14 protein-coding genes are annotated in these 14,630 nt (G+C 56.0%); 8 read left to right on the forward strand and 6 right to left on the reverse strand.

Going from position 1 to position 14,630, the window contains the following annotated elements; translation table 11 throughout:
* Nucleotides 1–7: 7 nt before the first annotated feature.
* On the reverse strand, nucleotides 8–478 hold the full coding sequence (locus ACKGJP_RS34685) for a nucleoside deaminase (protein WP_409343285.1): 471 nt from the start codon (nucleotides 476–478) through the stop codon (nucleotides 8–10).
* A 148-nt stretch (nucleotides 479–626) separates the two neighbouring features.
* On the opposite strand from ACKGJP_RS34685, the gene ACKGJP_RS34690 reads away from it, so the two are divergent.
* Nucleotides 627–1,520: an SDR family oxidoreductase gene (locus ACKGJP_RS34690; RefSeq protein WP_409343286.1), complete on the forward strand. Its 894-nt coding sequence runs from the start codon at nucleotides 627–629 to the stop codon at nucleotides 1,518–1,520.
* On the opposite strand, the gene ACKGJP_RS34695 is transcribed toward ACKGJP_RS34690, so the two are convergent.
* Nucleotides 1,517–2,509, reverse strand: coding sequence for an NADPH:quinone oxidoreductase family protein (locus ACKGJP_RS34695; protein ID WP_409343287.1), 993 nt, complete (start codon nucleotides 2,507–2,509; stop codon nucleotides 1,517–1,519). The two genes, ACKGJP_RS34690 and ACKGJP_RS34695, sit on opposite strands and share 4 nt — an antisense overlap.
* A gap of 246 nt (nucleotides 2,510–2,755) precedes the next feature.
* On the opposite strand from ACKGJP_RS34695, the gene ACKGJP_RS34700 reads away from it, so the two are divergent.
* Nucleotides 2,756–3,133 (forward strand): winged helix-turn-helix transcriptional regulator, encoded by a 378-nt coding sequence (locus ACKGJP_RS34700; RefSeq protein WP_409343288.1) that lies wholly within the window; start codon nucleotides 2,756–2,758, stop codon nucleotides 3,131–3,133.
* Between the two features lie 224 nt (nucleotides 3,134–3,357).
* Here the strand turns inward: ACKGJP_RS34700 and ACKGJP_RS34705 are convergent, their stop codons facing one another.
* Nucleotides 3,358–4,332, reverse strand: coding sequence for a helix-turn-helix transcriptional regulator (locus ACKGJP_RS34705; RefSeq protein ID WP_409343289.1), 975 nt, complete (start codon nucleotides 4,330–4,332; stop codon nucleotides 3,358–3,360).
* Nucleotides 4,333–4,534: 202 nt separating this feature from the next.
* Here ACKGJP_RS34705 and ACKGJP_RS34710 point away from each other — a divergent pair, with 202 nt between their 5' ends.
* Nucleotides 4,535–5,509: an aldo/keto reductase family oxidoreductase gene (locus tag ACKGJP_RS34710; RefSeq protein ID WP_409343290.1), complete on the forward strand. Its 975-nt coding sequence runs from the start codon at nucleotides 4,535–4,537 to the stop codon at nucleotides 5,507–5,509.
* Nucleotides 5,510–5,694: 185 nt separating this feature from the next.
* Here ACKGJP_RS34710 and ACKGJP_RS34715 read toward each other — a convergent pair whose 3' ends face one another.
* Nucleotides 5,695–6,354: a phosphatase PAP2 family protein gene (locus tag ACKGJP_RS34715; RefSeq protein WP_409343291.1), complete on the reverse strand. Its 660-nt coding sequence runs from the start codon at nucleotides 6,352–6,354 to the stop codon at nucleotides 5,695–5,697.
* 317 nt (nucleotides 6,355–6,671) lie between these two features.
* Here ACKGJP_RS34715 and ACKGJP_RS34720 point away from each other — a divergent pair, with 317 nt between their 5' ends.
* On the forward strand, nucleotides 6,672–7,877 hold the full coding sequence (locus ACKGJP_RS34720; RefSeq protein WP_409343292.1) for an MFS transporter: 1,206 nt from the start codon (nucleotides 6,672–6,674) through the stop codon (nucleotides 7,875–7,877).
* Between the two features lie 1,041 nt (nucleotides 7,878–8,918).
* The gene (locus tag ACKGJP_RS34725) at nucleotides 8,919–9,272 is read left to right on the forward strand and encodes a phasin family protein (RefSeq protein WP_409343293.1); all 354 of its coding nucleotides are present in this window, start codon (nucleotides 8,919–8,921) and stop codon (nucleotides 9,270–9,272) included.
* A 42-nt stretch (nucleotides 9,273–9,314) separates the two neighbouring features.
* Here ACKGJP_RS34725 and ACKGJP_RS34730 read toward each other — a convergent pair whose 3' ends face one another.
* The gene (locus tag ACKGJP_RS34730; protein WP_409343294.1) at nucleotides 9,315–9,446 is read right to left on the reverse strand and encodes a hypothetical protein; all 132 of its coding nucleotides are present in this window, start codon (nucleotides 9,444–9,446) and stop codon (nucleotides 9,315–9,317) included.
* A 37-nt stretch (nucleotides 9,447–9,483) separates the two neighbouring features.
* Between ACKGJP_RS34730 and ACKGJP_RS34735 the strand changes: the two genes are divergently transcribed.
* The 3 genes from ACKGJP_RS34735 to ACKGJP_RS34745 all read left to right on the forward strand — a co-directional run bounded on the left by ACKGJP_RS34735 (nucleotide 9,484) and on the right by ACKGJP_RS34745 (nucleotide 12,511).
* Nucleotides 9,484–11,160, forward strand: a complete 1,677-nt coding sequence (locus ACKGJP_RS34735; protein WP_409343295.1) for an ABC1 kinase family protein — start codon at nucleotides 9,484–9,486, stop codon at nucleotides 11,158–11,160.
* A gap of 117 nt (nucleotides 11,161–11,277) precedes the next feature.
* Nucleotides 11,278–11,616, forward strand: a complete 339-nt coding sequence (locus ACKGJP_RS34740) for a winged helix-turn-helix transcriptional regulator (RefSeq protein WP_409343296.1) — start codon at nucleotides 11,278–11,280, stop codon at nucleotides 11,614–11,616.
* Nucleotides 11,617–11,800: 184 nt separating this feature from the next.
* Entirely contained in the window at nucleotides 11,801–12,511 is a 711-nt protein-coding gene (locus ACKGJP_RS34745) for an SDR family oxidoreductase (protein WP_409343297.1), read from the forward strand.
* 127 nt (nucleotides 12,512–12,638) lie between these two features.
* Here ACKGJP_RS34745 and ACKGJP_RS34750 read toward each other — a convergent pair whose 3' ends face one another.
* On the reverse strand, nucleotides 12,639–14,525 hold the full coding sequence (locus ACKGJP_RS34750; protein ID WP_409343298.1) for an ADP-ribosylglycohydrolase family protein: 1,887 nt from the start codon (nucleotides 14,523–14,525) through the stop codon (nucleotides 12,639–12,641).
* Nucleotides 14,526–14,630 lie beyond the last annotated feature (105 nt).

The following is a 14,630-nucleotide window of genomic DNA, read 5'->3' on the forward strand; positions in this document are numbered from 1 at the left end:
TAACATTTCACAAATCGCTTTTGGAGCCGAATCTTTCCATCCACGCTTCAAAAGGCTGCTTGTACCCTTCGGGAAGAACACGCTTCATGCTAATATCCCGCCGCTCGATCGGCAGCGCCAATTCCTTGTACATAAAAGTATCGTCGAACCCGTACTCGGCCGCCTCTTGGATCGTGCATGCATAATAAACCGCATCGGGCCGCGCCCAGTAAATAGCCCCGAGACACATCGGACATGGTTCACAGCTCGTATACAGCTCGCAGCCTTCCAGCGAGACGGTTCCGAGCGCTTCGCAAGCTTTGCGGATCGCTTGCATTTCGGCATGCGCCGTCGGATCGAGGAGACCCGCCATTTCGTTGACGCCCTCCGCCACCACTTTGCCGTCCTTGACGATCATCGCGGCGAACGGCTCTTCGCCCGCTTCGACCGTTTGCCGGCGGGCAAGCGTTACGCACGCTTTCATAATGCGAATATCCATGGACAATTCCCTCGCCGTTTCCGTTATATTTATATATCCCTATGAAAATTCATTCGTTCCCGCTCTTTATATATGACAGAGGATGTCGTCTTTCTAAGGCTACAATAAAGAAGAATCATTCGCAACCAATAGAACGGAGGCAAAGGACATGATCGATTTGCAAGGTAAAGTCGCCGTTGTAGCCGGGGCAACACGCGGCGCGGGACGCGGCATAGCCGCTGCGTTGGGTGCGGCGGGAGCGACGGTATACGTGACGGGCCGCAGCGTGCGGGGACAGGCCTCTCCCATGAAACGGACGGAGACGATCGAAGAAACGGCAGAGCTCGTTAACGCGAAGGGCGGCACGGGTATCGCCGTCAGGGTCGACCATACGATCGAGGAGGACGTCGTTTCCTTGTTCGAGCGCGTCAAGCGGGAGCAAAACGGCCGCCTCGATCTGCTGGTCAACGACATATGGGGAGGAGATCCGTTATGCACTTGGGGCAAGCCGTTCTGGGAGCAATCGCTGCAAGACGGTCTCCAAATGCAGAAGCAAGCCGTCCATGCCCATATCCTGACAAGCTATCACGGAGCGCCGCTGATGATTGCGAACAAAAGCGGCCTCATCATCGAAATCACCGACGGTGTCGATTATAAATATCGCGGCAATCTGTATTACAGCCTCGCCAAAGTATCCGCCATCCATCTGGCCGAAGCGATGGCGGAGGAGCTTCGGCCGCATGGCGTGACGGCGCTGTCGCTGACCCCCGGCTTTCTCCGGTCGGAAGCGATGCTCGACCATTTCGGCGTGACGGAGCTCAACTGGCGCGAAGGGGCGGCGATCGATCCGCATTTTATCGCTTCCGAAACGCCGGCTTACGTCGGGCAAGCCGTAGCCTCCCTTGCGGCCGATCCGAATATCGCCGCCAAGGCCGGCAAAGCGCTCAGCACCTGGCAGCTCAGCGACGAATACGGCTTTGTCGACGCCGACGGCAGCCGCCCCCACTGGGGACGCCACTTCGAGGCGCACTTCGGCGGAGAATCCGGTAAAGCCGCGGATTAAAGCCGAACGATCGTCCTTCCCGTCCCGGTTCCTTGGAGGAGCCGGGACGCCGCTTGCGGCAGCTCCTCCAGCGCGATTTCCCGGCTAATGGATGCCGACAGCTGTTTAGGCTTCAGCTCGCTCGCCATACGCGCCCATAAGATCAGACGCGTTTCTCGCGGGCAATACACCGAATCGATGCCGAGCAGATTCACTCCCCGCAAAATGAACGGATACACCGATGTCGGCACATCGCCGCCTCCGGTCAAGCCGCTAACGGCAACGGAGCCGCCATAGGACGTCGCACTCAGTACGTAAGCAAGCTGCCGCCCGCCCACCGGGTCCACGGCCGCCGCCCACCGCTGCTTATCGAGCGGGCGCAGCTTCTCCGGCGCAAGCTCGGCGCGGTCTATAATCGTTTTCGCCCCAAGACTCCGCAAATAATCGTGCTCGCTAGACTTTCCGGTGCTCGCCGCCACCTCGTAGCCAAGCCCTGCCAGCATGGATACCGCCAAGCTTCCTACCCCGCCCGTCGCCCCCGTGACTAGAACCGGACCTTGGTCCGGCCGAAGTCCGTTCTGCTCCAGCCGATGAATCGACAACGCCGCCGTCAGCCCGGCCGTACCCAGCGCCATCGCCTCCTTTGCCGAGAGCCCATCCGGAACGGGCACTATCCAATCCCCAGGCACGCGTGCATATTCGCTGAAGCCCCCGTGATGTGATATACCGAGCTCAAATCCGGTGACGAGGACTTCGTCGCCTTCCTTGTAACGGGGATCCTGCGAGGCCACAACGGTGCCCGCCAGATCGATTCCCGGTACGATCGGGTATTTTTTGACGACTCGTCCTTCCGGCGATAACGCAAGCGCATCCTTATAATTGATGCTGGAATATTGCACGCGGATCGTTACATCGCCCTCTGGCAAGTCGTTCTGCGCAAGCCGCTCGATCGCGGAGTGAATCCTTTCTTCCTCCTGATGAACGACGAGCGCCCGAAATGTTTCCGCCATGATAGCATCCTCCTTATGTCCTGTTTCCAATAAGGTTTCCAAAACTAGCCGAGCGACCCGCACTCCGCTCAATCTTTCCGCTTTTTAAGTTGATGCCGCGGCTCTGCTTACCAGCCTTTTCTCGCTGTACGAATAGTCATGATCCGATTATAGATGATATAATGTATGGATGTAAGTACGCACAATGATGTACGGTAGTATCACTAAATATACCGTATTCTTATAGCGACGAAGGAGGCAGGTACGGTGAGAGATCGCAAAAGCGGATATGGAACTTGTCCCGACGACAGCGGCTGTCCGGTGGAATATACGCTCGATGTTATCGGAGGCAAGTGGAAGGGGCTGCTGCTCTATTACCTGATCGGCGGCTGCAAACGGTTCAACGAGCTGCGCCGGATATGCCCGTCCATCACCCAGCGCATGCTTACGCTCCAACTGAGGGAATTGGAGGAGGACGGCATCGTTCATCGTGAAGTGTATCATGAAGTGCCGCCGAAGGTGGAATATTCGTTGACCGAATTCGGCCGGACGCTCGTCCCGATCATTTTACTTATGAAGGAGTGGGGCGAATCGTACCGCAAAAAGAATCCGCAAAGCGGCGAATCCGCTCCCGGACAAGGTTGACTCTTTGGGGCGGCGCCTCTCGGTGACGGCAAGGCGGGGTCGAAACGGTGTCTTTGGCGCCGTGCCTTTTCTTAGAAAGCGGACAACCGGCTGAGGATATCCATACCGTCATTTTCAAAAAAACGGCTCCGGAAGGAACCGTTTTTTTCGCGCGCTCACCGATTGACCTCATACAAATAAAACCCATAATCGGTCGGCGTACCCGGGTGGGCTGACAAAAGCGGTCAGCTAAGCTGCATGTTTTTGTAGTGGGTTAGCAAATCTGCGGCGGCAGCCACAAGCCGTTCCTTAAGCGCGTCCGGCTCGAGCACCTGAATGGATTGCCTGTACGTCATGAGAAGATGAGGCACGTAATGGAGCATCATATTTTTCTCAAGCTTAAATACGGCCGACTCCGCATCCCGTTCCTGCAGCAGCTGGCCGAACAGCCAATGCCCGCATAGGTCGTCGATCGCCTGCCGCTTGCCTCGGATGCGCATTGTGACGAGCTGATCCGGCTTATCCGTTTCGGGTATAATATTGGCCATAAAAACCTGACGGGCCGAGAACCCGGCCGGGCGCTCAAAAACCGAATCGGTACGGGTTAACCGGCGAATCCGGTCTACACGAAAGCTACGGATATCGAGCCGCAGATGACAATGGCCGACGACATACCATTTGCCCTTCCAGAGGACAATGCCATACGGGTCTATACGGCGTTCGAACGTCTGCGCCCCGTATCCTTTTTGATAGTCGATCCCGATCGTATGGCTGTCTGCGACGGCAGCTTCCAGCTCCTGCAGAATCGGCGCCTCGGAGCCGTCAGGAGGCGGACCGATAACGTCAAAGCCGGCGGCATGCCGGTTAATGCGCTCCAGCTGCTCCTGATTGGTGTACATCTTTAGCTTGGCAATAGCCTGCGCGAGCGCATCGCCGAACGGATACCCCGATTCCTGTGCGAAAATAGCGGCATGAACGAGCGCCTTCTGTTCGTTCATATCGAAAAAAAGCGGAGCTTCCATAAACGTCCCCAGGAGGCTGTACCCGCCGTTATGCCCGGCGTCCGAAACGATCGGGACGCCGCTGGCGCACAGCGCGTCGATATACCGGTATACGGTGCGAATATTGATTTCGAGCGCATCCGCCAGCTGCTTGCCCGTCATTCGTTTTTCCGTTTTCAGCAGCCATAGGATAGAAAGCATGTTGTCGGCTTTGGACATAATTCGGAGGCTTCCTTTCTCGAATAGCTGAAACAGGCTTAGCGCCGCTCGCCGGTGTGATTCCTTTCATTTTATTGCCAATCGCCTTCCGGTTCAATATTTGCAATCTCGCCTTGTATGGATAGCCAAAAAAATCGGCCTCAAGTATACTAATGGGAATCGCCAGTCACCTATGAAACTTTGACGATACGGAGGGAAAATCATGAAAGCGATTCCGCTTGAACGCAGAGGATTGCCCGTAAGCCGCCTAGTGTTAGGCTGTATGGGACTAGGGGGAGGCTGGAACCGGGAGCCGATTGCCCAGGAGCATGTCCGGCAAGCCCATGAAGCCGTCGAGGCCGCGCTGTCTATCGGGATCAACATGTTCGATCATGCGGACATTTACGCGTACGGCAAAGCGGAGAAGGTGTTCGGCCGCGTGCTGCAAGAACGCCCGGAGCTGCGGGAGCGCATCCTTATCCAATCCAAATGCGGCATCCGCCCGGCCGATCCTTCAGCGGGGCTACCCGGACGGTACGATTTCTCGGAAGCGCACCTCCTGGACAGCGTCGACGGCATTTTGGACAGGCTGGGTACCGGATACCTTGACGTTCTGCTGCTTCATCGCCCGGATCCGCTAATGGATCCAGAGGAAGTCGGCCGCGCCTTTCAAGCCCTGAAAGCTTCCGGCAAGGTGCGGGCATTCGGCGTTTCGAATATGAGCGCGGGACAAATCAAGCTGCTGCAGGCTTATTCGGATGAACCGCTGATCGTCAACCAGCTGGAAATGAGCCTGGCCCGGCACGGCTGGCTGCAAACCGGCGTCCATGTCAATCAAGACGCGGCTAGAGACAATGTATTTCCGGAAGGCACGCTGGAGCACTGCATGCTAGAGAACATCCAGCTTCAAGCGTGGAGCCCGCTTGCCCGGGGGCTGTACTCGCGCAATCCCGAAGGGCAACCGGAATCCGTCGCTGCCACCGCCAAGCTTGTACGGGAGATGGCCGAGCGGAAGCAGACGTCGACGGAGGCAATCCTCTTATCCTGGCTGATGACTCATCCGGCCGGCATCCAGCCCGTTATCGGCACGGCCAACCCTGAGCGCATCCGGGCTTGCGGGGATGCCCTCAAGCTGACGCTTACCCGCGAGGAGTGGTACTCCCTTTACGTCAGCGCAAGAGGCAAAGCGCTGCCTTAGGCGGCGCTTCGTCCGCTGCTGCAAAGCAAAGAGGCTGCCCCGCTCCGATATGAATTCCCTGCCAAAAAAAACGCCTCCATCCCCACTTGTGAAGTGGTTTTGGAGGCGTTGCTGCATGTTATTCGGAACTCGCGCATTCACCGATACTCTTTTGAGACCGTCCTTTTGGCGTTTATCAGATGCCGTTAACCCGAATGATGCCGGGAGACGCCGGCTCCCGCCGGATTCGCCACTCTGCTCGCGCGCGACAGAAGACGGTAGACGACTTCCACCAGCGCGATTGCCGCCACCACATCCAGAATGACATGCTGCTTGACGAACAAGGTCGAAAGAATGATCAAAGTGGACATGCCGTAAATGAGCGTCTGATTCCATTTGTTGCGGAAATTGCTTGTATAAAGAGCCTTCATTACCATATAACTGGAGAAGCAATGGATGCTTGGGAAACAGTTGAACGGCTGATCCCGGTCATAGATATAGGCCATCAATCGGGTGACGGGATCCGTTCCTTCCAGCATCGGCCGGGGTACGGTCGTCTGAAAGACAAGATAAATCATGTAACAGGTCAGCGCGCACAAAACGTAAGTTTTTAAGCTTTTGGCGTATACCGCCGGGTCTTTTAGAAAAAAATAGACGAGACAAACATAGATGTAAAAAATCCAAATCGAATACGGCAAAGCGAAAATTTTCAGAAACGGGATGGCGCGATCCAAATCGGTCACGAGATTGTAAACCTTCTCGCCCGGCTTGTTGACGAACGCATACATCCACCCCAGCACCGGAAAAACAAGCATCCAGAGCAATGGCGCGAAGCGTTTGGCCTTAAGCTGCAGTTTCGTTTGCATGACTCCACTCCCTCGATCCGGTCCCGGGGCTCCCTTGGTTTTCTATCTCTCTATCTTCTAATTGCATAGCTAGTCTTTCATTGCCTGCTAGGACATGGGAACCCTGCCGAACATGTATTTACAAATTCTTAGCATACCGTATGGACATCCGCTTTGTCTATGATAATACGGCGAAAAAGATTGACAATATTGAAAAATCCGTAAAAATGGACGATTCCTTCCACCTCATGGCGTATTCGGGGAGCCGGCGGTTTCCTGTCGTTCGTTAAAATGGTGTATGCTTATGTTTTAGAGGCAACCGAAGGATGTGACATCACGTGGAATTTTCATGGAAACGGAATCTGTTCGTATTATGGACAGGCGTATTTTTTTGCAGTACGGCCTACTCGATCTCGATCCCGTTCATCCCGATTTTCCTGCATACGGAACTCGGCGTAAGCAGCCACCTCGAAATGTGGTCCGGCTTCGCCTTCGGCATTACGTTTCTGTCCAGCGCGCTCATCTCCCCCTATTGGGGTTCTTTGGCCGACAAATACGGACGCAAGCCGATGCTGATCCGCTCCGGCTTTAGTTTGGCGGTCTTGTACGGTCTGACCTACTTCATCCACGACCCTTATTTGTTTCTGCTGCTGCGTGTGTTTCAAGGTCTGCTCGCCGGCTATGTGCCTGCGGCCATCGCCCTGATCGCCACCAATACGCCAGAGGAAAAATCCGGATATGCGCTGGGCATCATGGCCACAGCCGGCGCCACCGGCGGTATCATCGGCCCTGTGGTGGGGGGCGTCGTCAGCCATCTGTTCGGCAACCGGGAAGCCTTCCTCTTCTCCGGCGGCGTGGTGCTGGTGGCTGCGCTGATTGCGACCTTATTCGCTCACGAGCATAATTTTAACCGTTCGGCCGTCCGTTCCTCCGTCCGAGACGATCTGAGGCAGGCGCTGGCGAACCGGACGTTCATCACGCTGCTGGGCCTCGTCGCGCTCGGAACGTTTTCCGTCATGATTCTCGAGCCGCTGCTTACCGTCTATGTATTGAAGCTCGGCGTGACACAAGGCGAAGCGTCCTTGAAATCGGGCATTATTTTCTCGGCGACGGGCATCGCCACCTTGCTTGCGGCTCCGCAATGGGGCAAAATCGGCAGCCGGATCGGCTTCTCCAAGGTGCTGTTTATCGGCATGCTGGGCGGCGGGATCGGCAACCTGCTGCAGTTTTTCGTCGGGCATTACGTCGAATTCGGCTTGCTTCGCTTCGTATACGGCTTGTTCTTCGCCGGAGTATATCCGGCCCTGAACGCCATGATCGTAAGGGTGACGGACAGCGGCTTTCGCGGGCGCGCATTCAGCCTCAATCAATCGGCCACCCAGCTTGCCACGATGCTCGGCCCGATGATCGGCGGCGTCCTCGGCGGCTGGATTCCGATCAAATGGGTGTTTATTATCAACGGCCTCATGCTCATCGCAGCCGCCTTGCTCATCAAGCGCCAAAACCTGGACAGCCGCATTTCCGCCGCGGAACAAGCGGGCTGAGCGGCGAAACGCGGGGTTAGCTAACCTCTGGTTAGGTAGGAGTGGAGAACGACTATTTTAGTATGCAGGAATTCATTGTCCCGACAAGAACGTGGCAACTCATCCTTGGGTTAGTGAACCCAAGTTCACTAATAGTGAAGCAAGATTCACTATTTGGAAGCTATAACGGGCTTTTCCCATAAATAGTGAACCAGACGTCGCTATTCGGCCCGCAAGTTCACTAATAGTGAACTTCGCTTCACTATTGCCTCCTACAGCCTATTTTCCAAGATATATAGTGAACTTACGCTCAGTAATAGTGAACTTTGCTTCACTATCATCTCCTAGCCTGCTATTCCAGCTATCTCACCAAGTCAAGGAGCAGGAATTCGTCGTCCCGACAAGAACGTGGCAACCCATCCTTGGGCTAGTGAACCCAAGTTCACTAATAGTGAAGCAAGATTCACTATTTGGAAGCTATAACGGGCTTTTCCCATAAATAGTGAACCAGACGTCGCTATTCGGCCCGCAAGTTCACTAATAGTGAACTTCGCTTCACTATTGCCTCCCACAGCATGTTTTCCGAGATATTTAGTGAACTTACGCTCAGTAATAGTGAACTTTGCTTCACTATCGTCTCCTAGACTGCTATTCCAGCTATTCCAGCTATCTCACCCAATCCATCACCATCATACCGCCGACAGCAGGCTAAACGCGAAGCCGCTTCGCCGCAAGCCGTCTACAGCAAAACACCTATGGCTTTCTGCCGCATACGGACATAAAAGCAGCATCTCTTACAGCCATGAAAGATTGCGCTTCAGATCAGACGAGAAGCCAAAACCGCATAAATACGAAGACTCCGACACGTTCACATATATGGTGAACCCTTTTTTTTGAAACAAGCCCTGCCGGGAAGCGGCTGACACTGCTCCCAGAGGGCCTTTTCATCATTTCTTCGCACTTACCCGCTCTCCCCGGCGCGCATTTTCACGTCAAATGCATAAGGAACGGTTTTCCATTGAAAACTACCTAACAAGAAGAACCTTAAGGAGAGTGGCAAAAATGAGGGATATGATCGACAAAGCGGTATCGCTCGGATTCGGCATAGCGGCGGCGAGCAAGGAGCAGGTTGAGAAACTGGTCGACGAGCTCGTGAAAAAAGGAGAAATGACGAAGAAGGAGTCCCCGGCTTACATCAGCGAGCTGATGGCCAAGGGAGAGGAAGCCCGGAATAAGGTGGAAACGATGGTTCGCGACCGGGTTCAAGCAACATTGCGCGATTGGAAGGTCGCTACGCGGGAAGATATCGAGCGGCTTGAACGCCGTCTGGAAGCGCTCGAGAAGAGAAGCAATCCTGAGGGAGAGAACCAGAGAAGCCTCGAGCTTCCGGAAAGTCCGCAATCTCTGGAATCGTAAAACGCGGAAGGCTGACTGCCGGTTCCATCCGGTTACCCATATCTAATCGACCGAATCCAGTTTGACGAATCCGATTACCCATATCTGATCGGCCGAGTCCGGTTTGACGAGTCCGATTACCAAATCTAATCGAATCCGGTTTGGTCGAATCCGTTTCACGATCCGGTTACCCATATCCGGTTGACCGAACTCCGCGGCGAGGAGGAAGCGTATGTGGCAAGTAGGCAGGAAGCTCCGCCATTTGAAGCGGTACAGGGAAATCGCGGTCGCCTTCGTCCGCAACGGCTTCGGCTATATCGCCAGAGAGCTCGGGTTTCAAGAGAGCTTTCCTTTCCTGAAGGTGGGGCCTAAGGCGGAACGGCATCACCAGTCGCTCGGTACACGGATTCGGATGCTGCTGGAAGAGCTGGGTCCAACATTCGTCAAGCTCGGACAAATTGCCAGCACGCGTCCCGACCTTATCCCGGGCGATATTATCGCCGAGCTGGAAAGGTTGCAGGACAGTGTCCCCGCTTTCTCGTATACGGAAGCCGTGGACATTATCGAGGCCGAGCTCGGCGCGGAAGTCGACGAGTTGTTCGCCGAGTTCGGCGAGAAGCCTTTGGCGTCGGCATCGATCGGCCAGGTGTACCGGGCCGTTCTGCATAGCGGCGACATCGTAGCCGTCAAGGTGCAGCGTCCCGGCATCGAGAGCGTGATGGATACCGATCTCGATATACTGGCGGAGCTGTCCCGCCTGATGGAAAGCCGGATGGAATGGGCCCGGCAGTACCGGCTTCGCGACGTGATCGACGAAATTGCGAAGGCGCTCAAGGAAGAGCTGAATTACGGCGCCGAAGCGCGAAATGCGGAGAAATTCGCTCAGCAATGCCGGCAGCTACCCCATATTCGCGTCCCGAAGGTCAACTGGAGCTATACGACCAAACGCGTGTTGACCATGGAATTCGCGGAAGGCATCAAGCTGTCCGACAAGGATCGCCTCCAAGAAGAAGGCCATAACCTTGAGCAGATTGCCGAGCGATTTACGACGGCCCTCTTCCATCAGATCCTGGTGGCGGGCTTCTTCCACGGCGACCCCCATCCCGGCAATGTGCTGGTCCAGCCCGACGGCAGCTTGATGCTGCTCGACTTCGGCATGGTCGGGCAGCTGTCTCCGGATATGAAAATGCATGTCGCCTCGCTCGTCATCGCGCTTCGCAACCAAAGCACGAACGGCGTGATCCGCGCGGTATTCAACATGGGGATGATCCCCGAGGAAGTCGATATGCGGGCGCTGCGGAAAGACGTGGACAAGGTCCGCGAGAAATACTACAAGGTGCCGCTCAGCCAGATCAGTCTCGGCGAGGCGGTGAACGATCTGTTCGCACTGGCGTTTCGCCACCGGATCCGCATTTCGGCGGAGCTGACGCTGCTCGGCAAGGCGCTGCTGACGCTGGAAGGCGTCGTGACGGCGCTCGATTCTTCCTTTAGCGTTTTTGCCGTGGCGGAGCCCTTCGGGAGACGGCTGCTGTTCAAGCGGCTGGACCCCCGCGAAGCGCTGAAAAAATGGCTGCAAAGCATCCCCGATTATTTGGATCTCGCTTCGGACATTCCGATGCGGCTGAGCGAATTGCTGGCGCTTCTCCGCAAGGGCAAAATCGGCCTGGAAGTTACGGCCCCCGATTTGGATGCGGTCATGAGAAAGCTGGACAAGGTCAGCAACCGTTTGTCGTTCAGCATCATTTTGCTATCGTTCAGCATCATCATGGTCGGTCTTATGATCGGCTCCTCGCTCGGTAACGAAAACAACGAGCTTTGGCGGAATCCCGTGATCGAGATCGGGTTCGGCATTGCTTCGGTCTTGTTCTTGTGGATGTTTTATGCGATTTTCCGGTCCGGGCGCTTCTAACGCCGCTCGGCGCAGATGACGATCCCCTTCATCGGCGTGTTTTCGCATCGTTACCCAAACGATCGTTATGTTATATACTTACGGTAACATAACTATTTCTCAAAGGATGATGCTCCCATGGGTGAATCGGAACCCCTCGCGCTGAATAAGGGAACGCCCGGCCAGCCTTGCCCGATAGCCAAAACGATCGATGTGATCGGAACCAAATGGACATTCCTTATCATTCGCGACCTGCTGATCGGCGGCACGATGCGGTTCAGCGAACTGCTGAAATCGATGGATGGCATTAGCCCCAAAACGTTGTCACTCCGCCTAAGAGAGCTTGAGGAGCATGGACTGGTCGAACGGACGGTCTATCCCGAAGTCCCTCCGCGCGTAGAATACGTCATAACGGAAAAAGGAAGACAGCTCGAAGCCATCTTTATCGAGCTCAAACGGTTCGGGCTTACTCTGTAACGCAACAAGAACGAAGTGAAAAGACCGTAGTCGGCCGCTGGCTGAAGACGGTCTTTTTGGCGTAGCTGCACAATAGTAACTTTTATGAAACTACATGAAAATAATATCACTACTTCCCTAATGGAACTAATAGGTCTACACTAGGCCTACAAACCACCACTACTCGACATCAGGAGGAATCCCTATGTTAAACGGTCAAAAAATAGTCGTCATCGGCGGAAGCTCGGGAATCGGCCTGGAAACGGCAAAACAAGCGGCGGCGCTTGGAGCCGAGGTGATCATTGCCAGCCGTTCCGAGGAAAAGCTGCGCAAAGCGCTGGAGGATGGCCTCTCCGCTTCGTACCGCACCCTGGATATGACGCAGGAGGAGCAGGTGCGAGCATTCTTCGATAGGATCGGCCCGTTCGATCATCTGGTTGTAAGCGCGGCGGAAACGTCAGGAGGCCCGTTCCTCCAAACGGATACGGCCAAGGCTCGCCGGTTGTTCGAAAATAAATTTTGGGGACAATATTATGCGGCCAAATACGGCGCTCATCACTTATCCTCGGACGGTTCCATCACCTTGTTCTCCGGCGTTGTCGCCTATAAGCCCGCGATCGGCTCTTCGATACTCGGGGCCGTCAATGCGGCCGTCGCGAGCCTCGCTCAAACCTTGGCTTTAGAGCTTGCTCCGATTCGGGTCAACGTCGTTTCACCCGGCATTATCGATACGCCGTCGCGAAGCGGCATGCCGGAAGAGGCGCGAAACGATTTTTACGCCGCCGTTGCGGGCAAGCTTCCCGTAAAACGGGTGGGAAGAGCCGATGACGTCGCGCAAGGCGTACTCTACCTTATGCAGAACCGGTTTGTGACCGGCACCGTACTGCACGTGGATGGCGGGCATATTCTCGCATAACCGTGAGCGGGACTCGCCGTGTTTAGAGGCTCTATCCCCCTACAGGGACTAGAATTGTAAAAAGACCGTTCAGGAAAGCGGCAACGCCGCTCTCCTGGACGGTCATTCTTTTGTTCAAGCCGGCACGTTAACTTCTTGGGCCGAACAGAATGTCTGTGTAGTAGTAGAACGGCCCCGGCATTTCCGTATGCCGCTGCGCTACCGGCAGCACGTATACGTGCAGCGAATCGGCCGTGCCGTAAGCCTCCACCTCTACCTTGTGCGTACCGGCTGCCAGCTTCAGCTCCGTCAACTGCTGGCCGTGCGCCCTGTGATAAGCAGGCATAAACTCCAGCGTCTCCTTGCAGTCGATTACGACTTCTCCGTTCAGCTTCAGCTTCACCGGCCCGTTCGCCGCCGCAATCAAGCGGATATTGCGCTCCGAAGGCGCGAACATATAAGTTTCCGCCCGGTGTATCCCCTCTTGCGACGTATGCAGCGCCCTCTCCCACTCCAGACGGTTACCCGGGAAGCAAGCCTCAACGCCTCGGCCTTGGCCTTGACTCTCATCCGGCCCCCAAACCGTCCATCGGGAGGCACCGACCAGCGTGAACGCCACCTTCTCTACGGACCATACCGATCCGTCGTGCAGGCGCGTCCAGCAGAGCGCAAGCTCGTGGTAAGCCGCCGGCGCCGCGGACGAGCGCACCTCTGCCTCCCAATCCGCCGATTCTCCTGGCTGGAGATTGACCTCCAGCGGCAGCGAGCCTTCCCAGCCCTCGGGCAAATCGAGCGAAAGCGCACCCGCAAGCGGAACCTTCGAGCGGTTGGTCAGCTTGATCTGCAGGCTCTTTTGCCCGTTCGTTCCGATGGCCGGCCCATCTGCGCCATACTCGATCGTAAGCTCAACATCCGCCTCCCGCATGGTTCCTTGCGGCAGCAAATAGAGATTAGCCGTCGCCGTGCGCCCCCAGAGCTCCCGAACCGCATGCTCTTGGGCTCCGCGTTCGCTCCAGGACGTCGGCTGGCCGGGAAGCACGACGATGTCCGTGTCCCACGCCGCCAAAACCTGCTTGCCCATGCGGATGGTACGGCGCGTCAGCTCGTCAAGGTTCCGGGGGGCCGGGAAGCCTTTGATCGGCGGACTGACGACGACGCGGTCGCCTACCGGCTTCACCCACTTGTCCGGCAGCCCTTCCGGTCCGAGAATCATCCCAAGTATCGCCGCCAGCGTCGCAGCCGTACAGTCGGTATCGTAGCCGCAATTGACCGCTTTCAGAATCGCATCCTCGAAATCTTCGCCGTACAGCCAGCCCAGTATCGTGAACGCTATATTTTGCGGCGCGTCGGTGAAGTTGTCCCTGCCATGATGCTCGAGGATGAGCGAACGCGCTTCGATCCAGCCTTTGCCCTCCCGATGCCAGCGGATCAGATCGCGCAGCGCTTTGGCCGTCCGGCATTCGGCGGGGATATAGCGCAGCCCGATATCGATCAGACGGTCGCGGTCCGTTTCGAAGAACACCGCGCTCTCGATGGCGGCGAAAAACATTTCGCCGTATACGCCCTCTCCCCCGGCATGGTCGACGATCGCGTCCTGATACGCGTAGTACGCCGCCCGCTCCGGCGCTCCGGGAGCAACCATCGCCCATATTTCGGAGCGAATCGGCGAGCCCATGCAATCCGTGAACGGATTGTTGAACGAGCCGGCTACCGGCGGAATGAGGCCTCTCCGCAGATTGGTCAGCGCGTAGCCGTATTCGTCGAACGGGAAGAAGACATGCTCTACCCACTCCTTCCCAAGCTCGCGGGACGTCAAGCCAGGGCCGTATTGCTCCAGCGCATGCAGCCACACGAGCTGCAGATCCAGGTCGTCATTTTCCAAAGGGCCGTCAGGCAGCTCCGGATAGAAGGTCAGCTCGAGCAGCTCCTTTTTCCCTTCTACCGGTGCGCCTAGCGTTCCTCCTATATTTTTGCCCAGCCATCCACCGTACACGATCCGATAATAGTCCTGCTCGTTCAATATGCTGATGCCCATGCGGAAGCCTCCATTAATTGTGATATAATCAACCTGATTCGATTATAGGAACGGCATAACCCCTCGCGCCATGAACAAGACTTCTTTTTTTGGAGAAAAAACATT

This window comes from Paenibacillus litoralis, from assembly GCF_046244365.1.
In the GTDB taxonomy this organism is placed as follows: domain Bacteria; phylum Bacillota; class Bacilli; order Paenibacillales; family NBRC-103111; genus Paenibacillus_V.

What these genes read in the sequence shown, in the direction of transcription:
- ACKGJP_RS34690 (WP_409343286.1), top strand. Translation starts at nt 627, where the DNA reads ATGATCGATTTGCAAGGTAAAGTCGCCGTTGTAGCCGGGGCAACACGC.
- ACKGJP_RS34710 (WP_409343290.1), top strand. Translation starts at nt 4,535, where the DNA reads ATGAAAGCGATTCCGCTTGAACGCAGAGGATTGCCCGTAAGCCGCCTA.
- ACKGJP_RS34730 (WP_409343294.1), bottom strand. Translation starts at nt 9,446, where the DNA reads ATGGGTAACCGGATCGTGAAACGGATTCGACCAAACCGGATTCGATTA.
- ACKGJP_RS34740 (WP_409343296.1), top strand. Translation starts at nt 11,278, where the DNA reads ATGGGTGAATCGGAACCCCTCGCGCTGAATAAGGGAACGCCCGGCCAG.
- ACKGJP_RS34745 (WP_409343297.1), top strand. Translation starts at nt 11,801, where the DNA reads ATGTTAAACGGTCAAAAAATAGTCGTCATCGGCGGAAGCTCGGGAATC.
- ACKGJP_RS34735 (WP_409343295.1), top strand. Translation starts at nt 9,484, where the DNA reads ATGTGGCAAGTAGGCAGGAAGCTCCGCCATTTGAAGCGGTACAGGGAA.
- ACKGJP_RS34750 (WP_409343298.1), bottom strand. Translation starts at nt 14,525, where the DNA reads ATGGGCATCAGCATATTGAACGAGCAGGACTATTATCGGATCGTGTAC.
- ACKGJP_RS34705 (WP_409343289.1), bottom strand. Translation starts at nt 4,332, where the DNA reads ATGTCCAAAGCCGACAACATGCTTTCTATCCTATGGCTGCTGAAAACG.
- ACKGJP_RS34685 (WP_409343285.1), bottom strand. Translation starts at nt 478, where the DNA reads ATGGATATTCGCATTATGAAAGCGTGCGTAACGCTTGCCCGCCGGCAA.
- ACKGJP_RS34715 (WP_409343291.1), bottom strand. Translation starts at nt 6,354, where the DNA reads ATGCAAACGAAACTGCAGCTTAAGGCCAAACGCTTCGCGCCATTGCTC.
- ACKGJP_RS34695 (WP_409343287.1), bottom strand. Translation starts at nt 2,509, where the DNA reads ATGGCGGAAACATTTCGGGCGCTCGTCGTTCATCAGGAGGAAGAAAGG.
- ACKGJP_RS34725 (WP_409343293.1), top strand. Translation starts at nt 8,919, where the DNA reads ATGAGGGATATGATCGACAAAGCGGTATCGCTCGGATTCGGCATAGCG.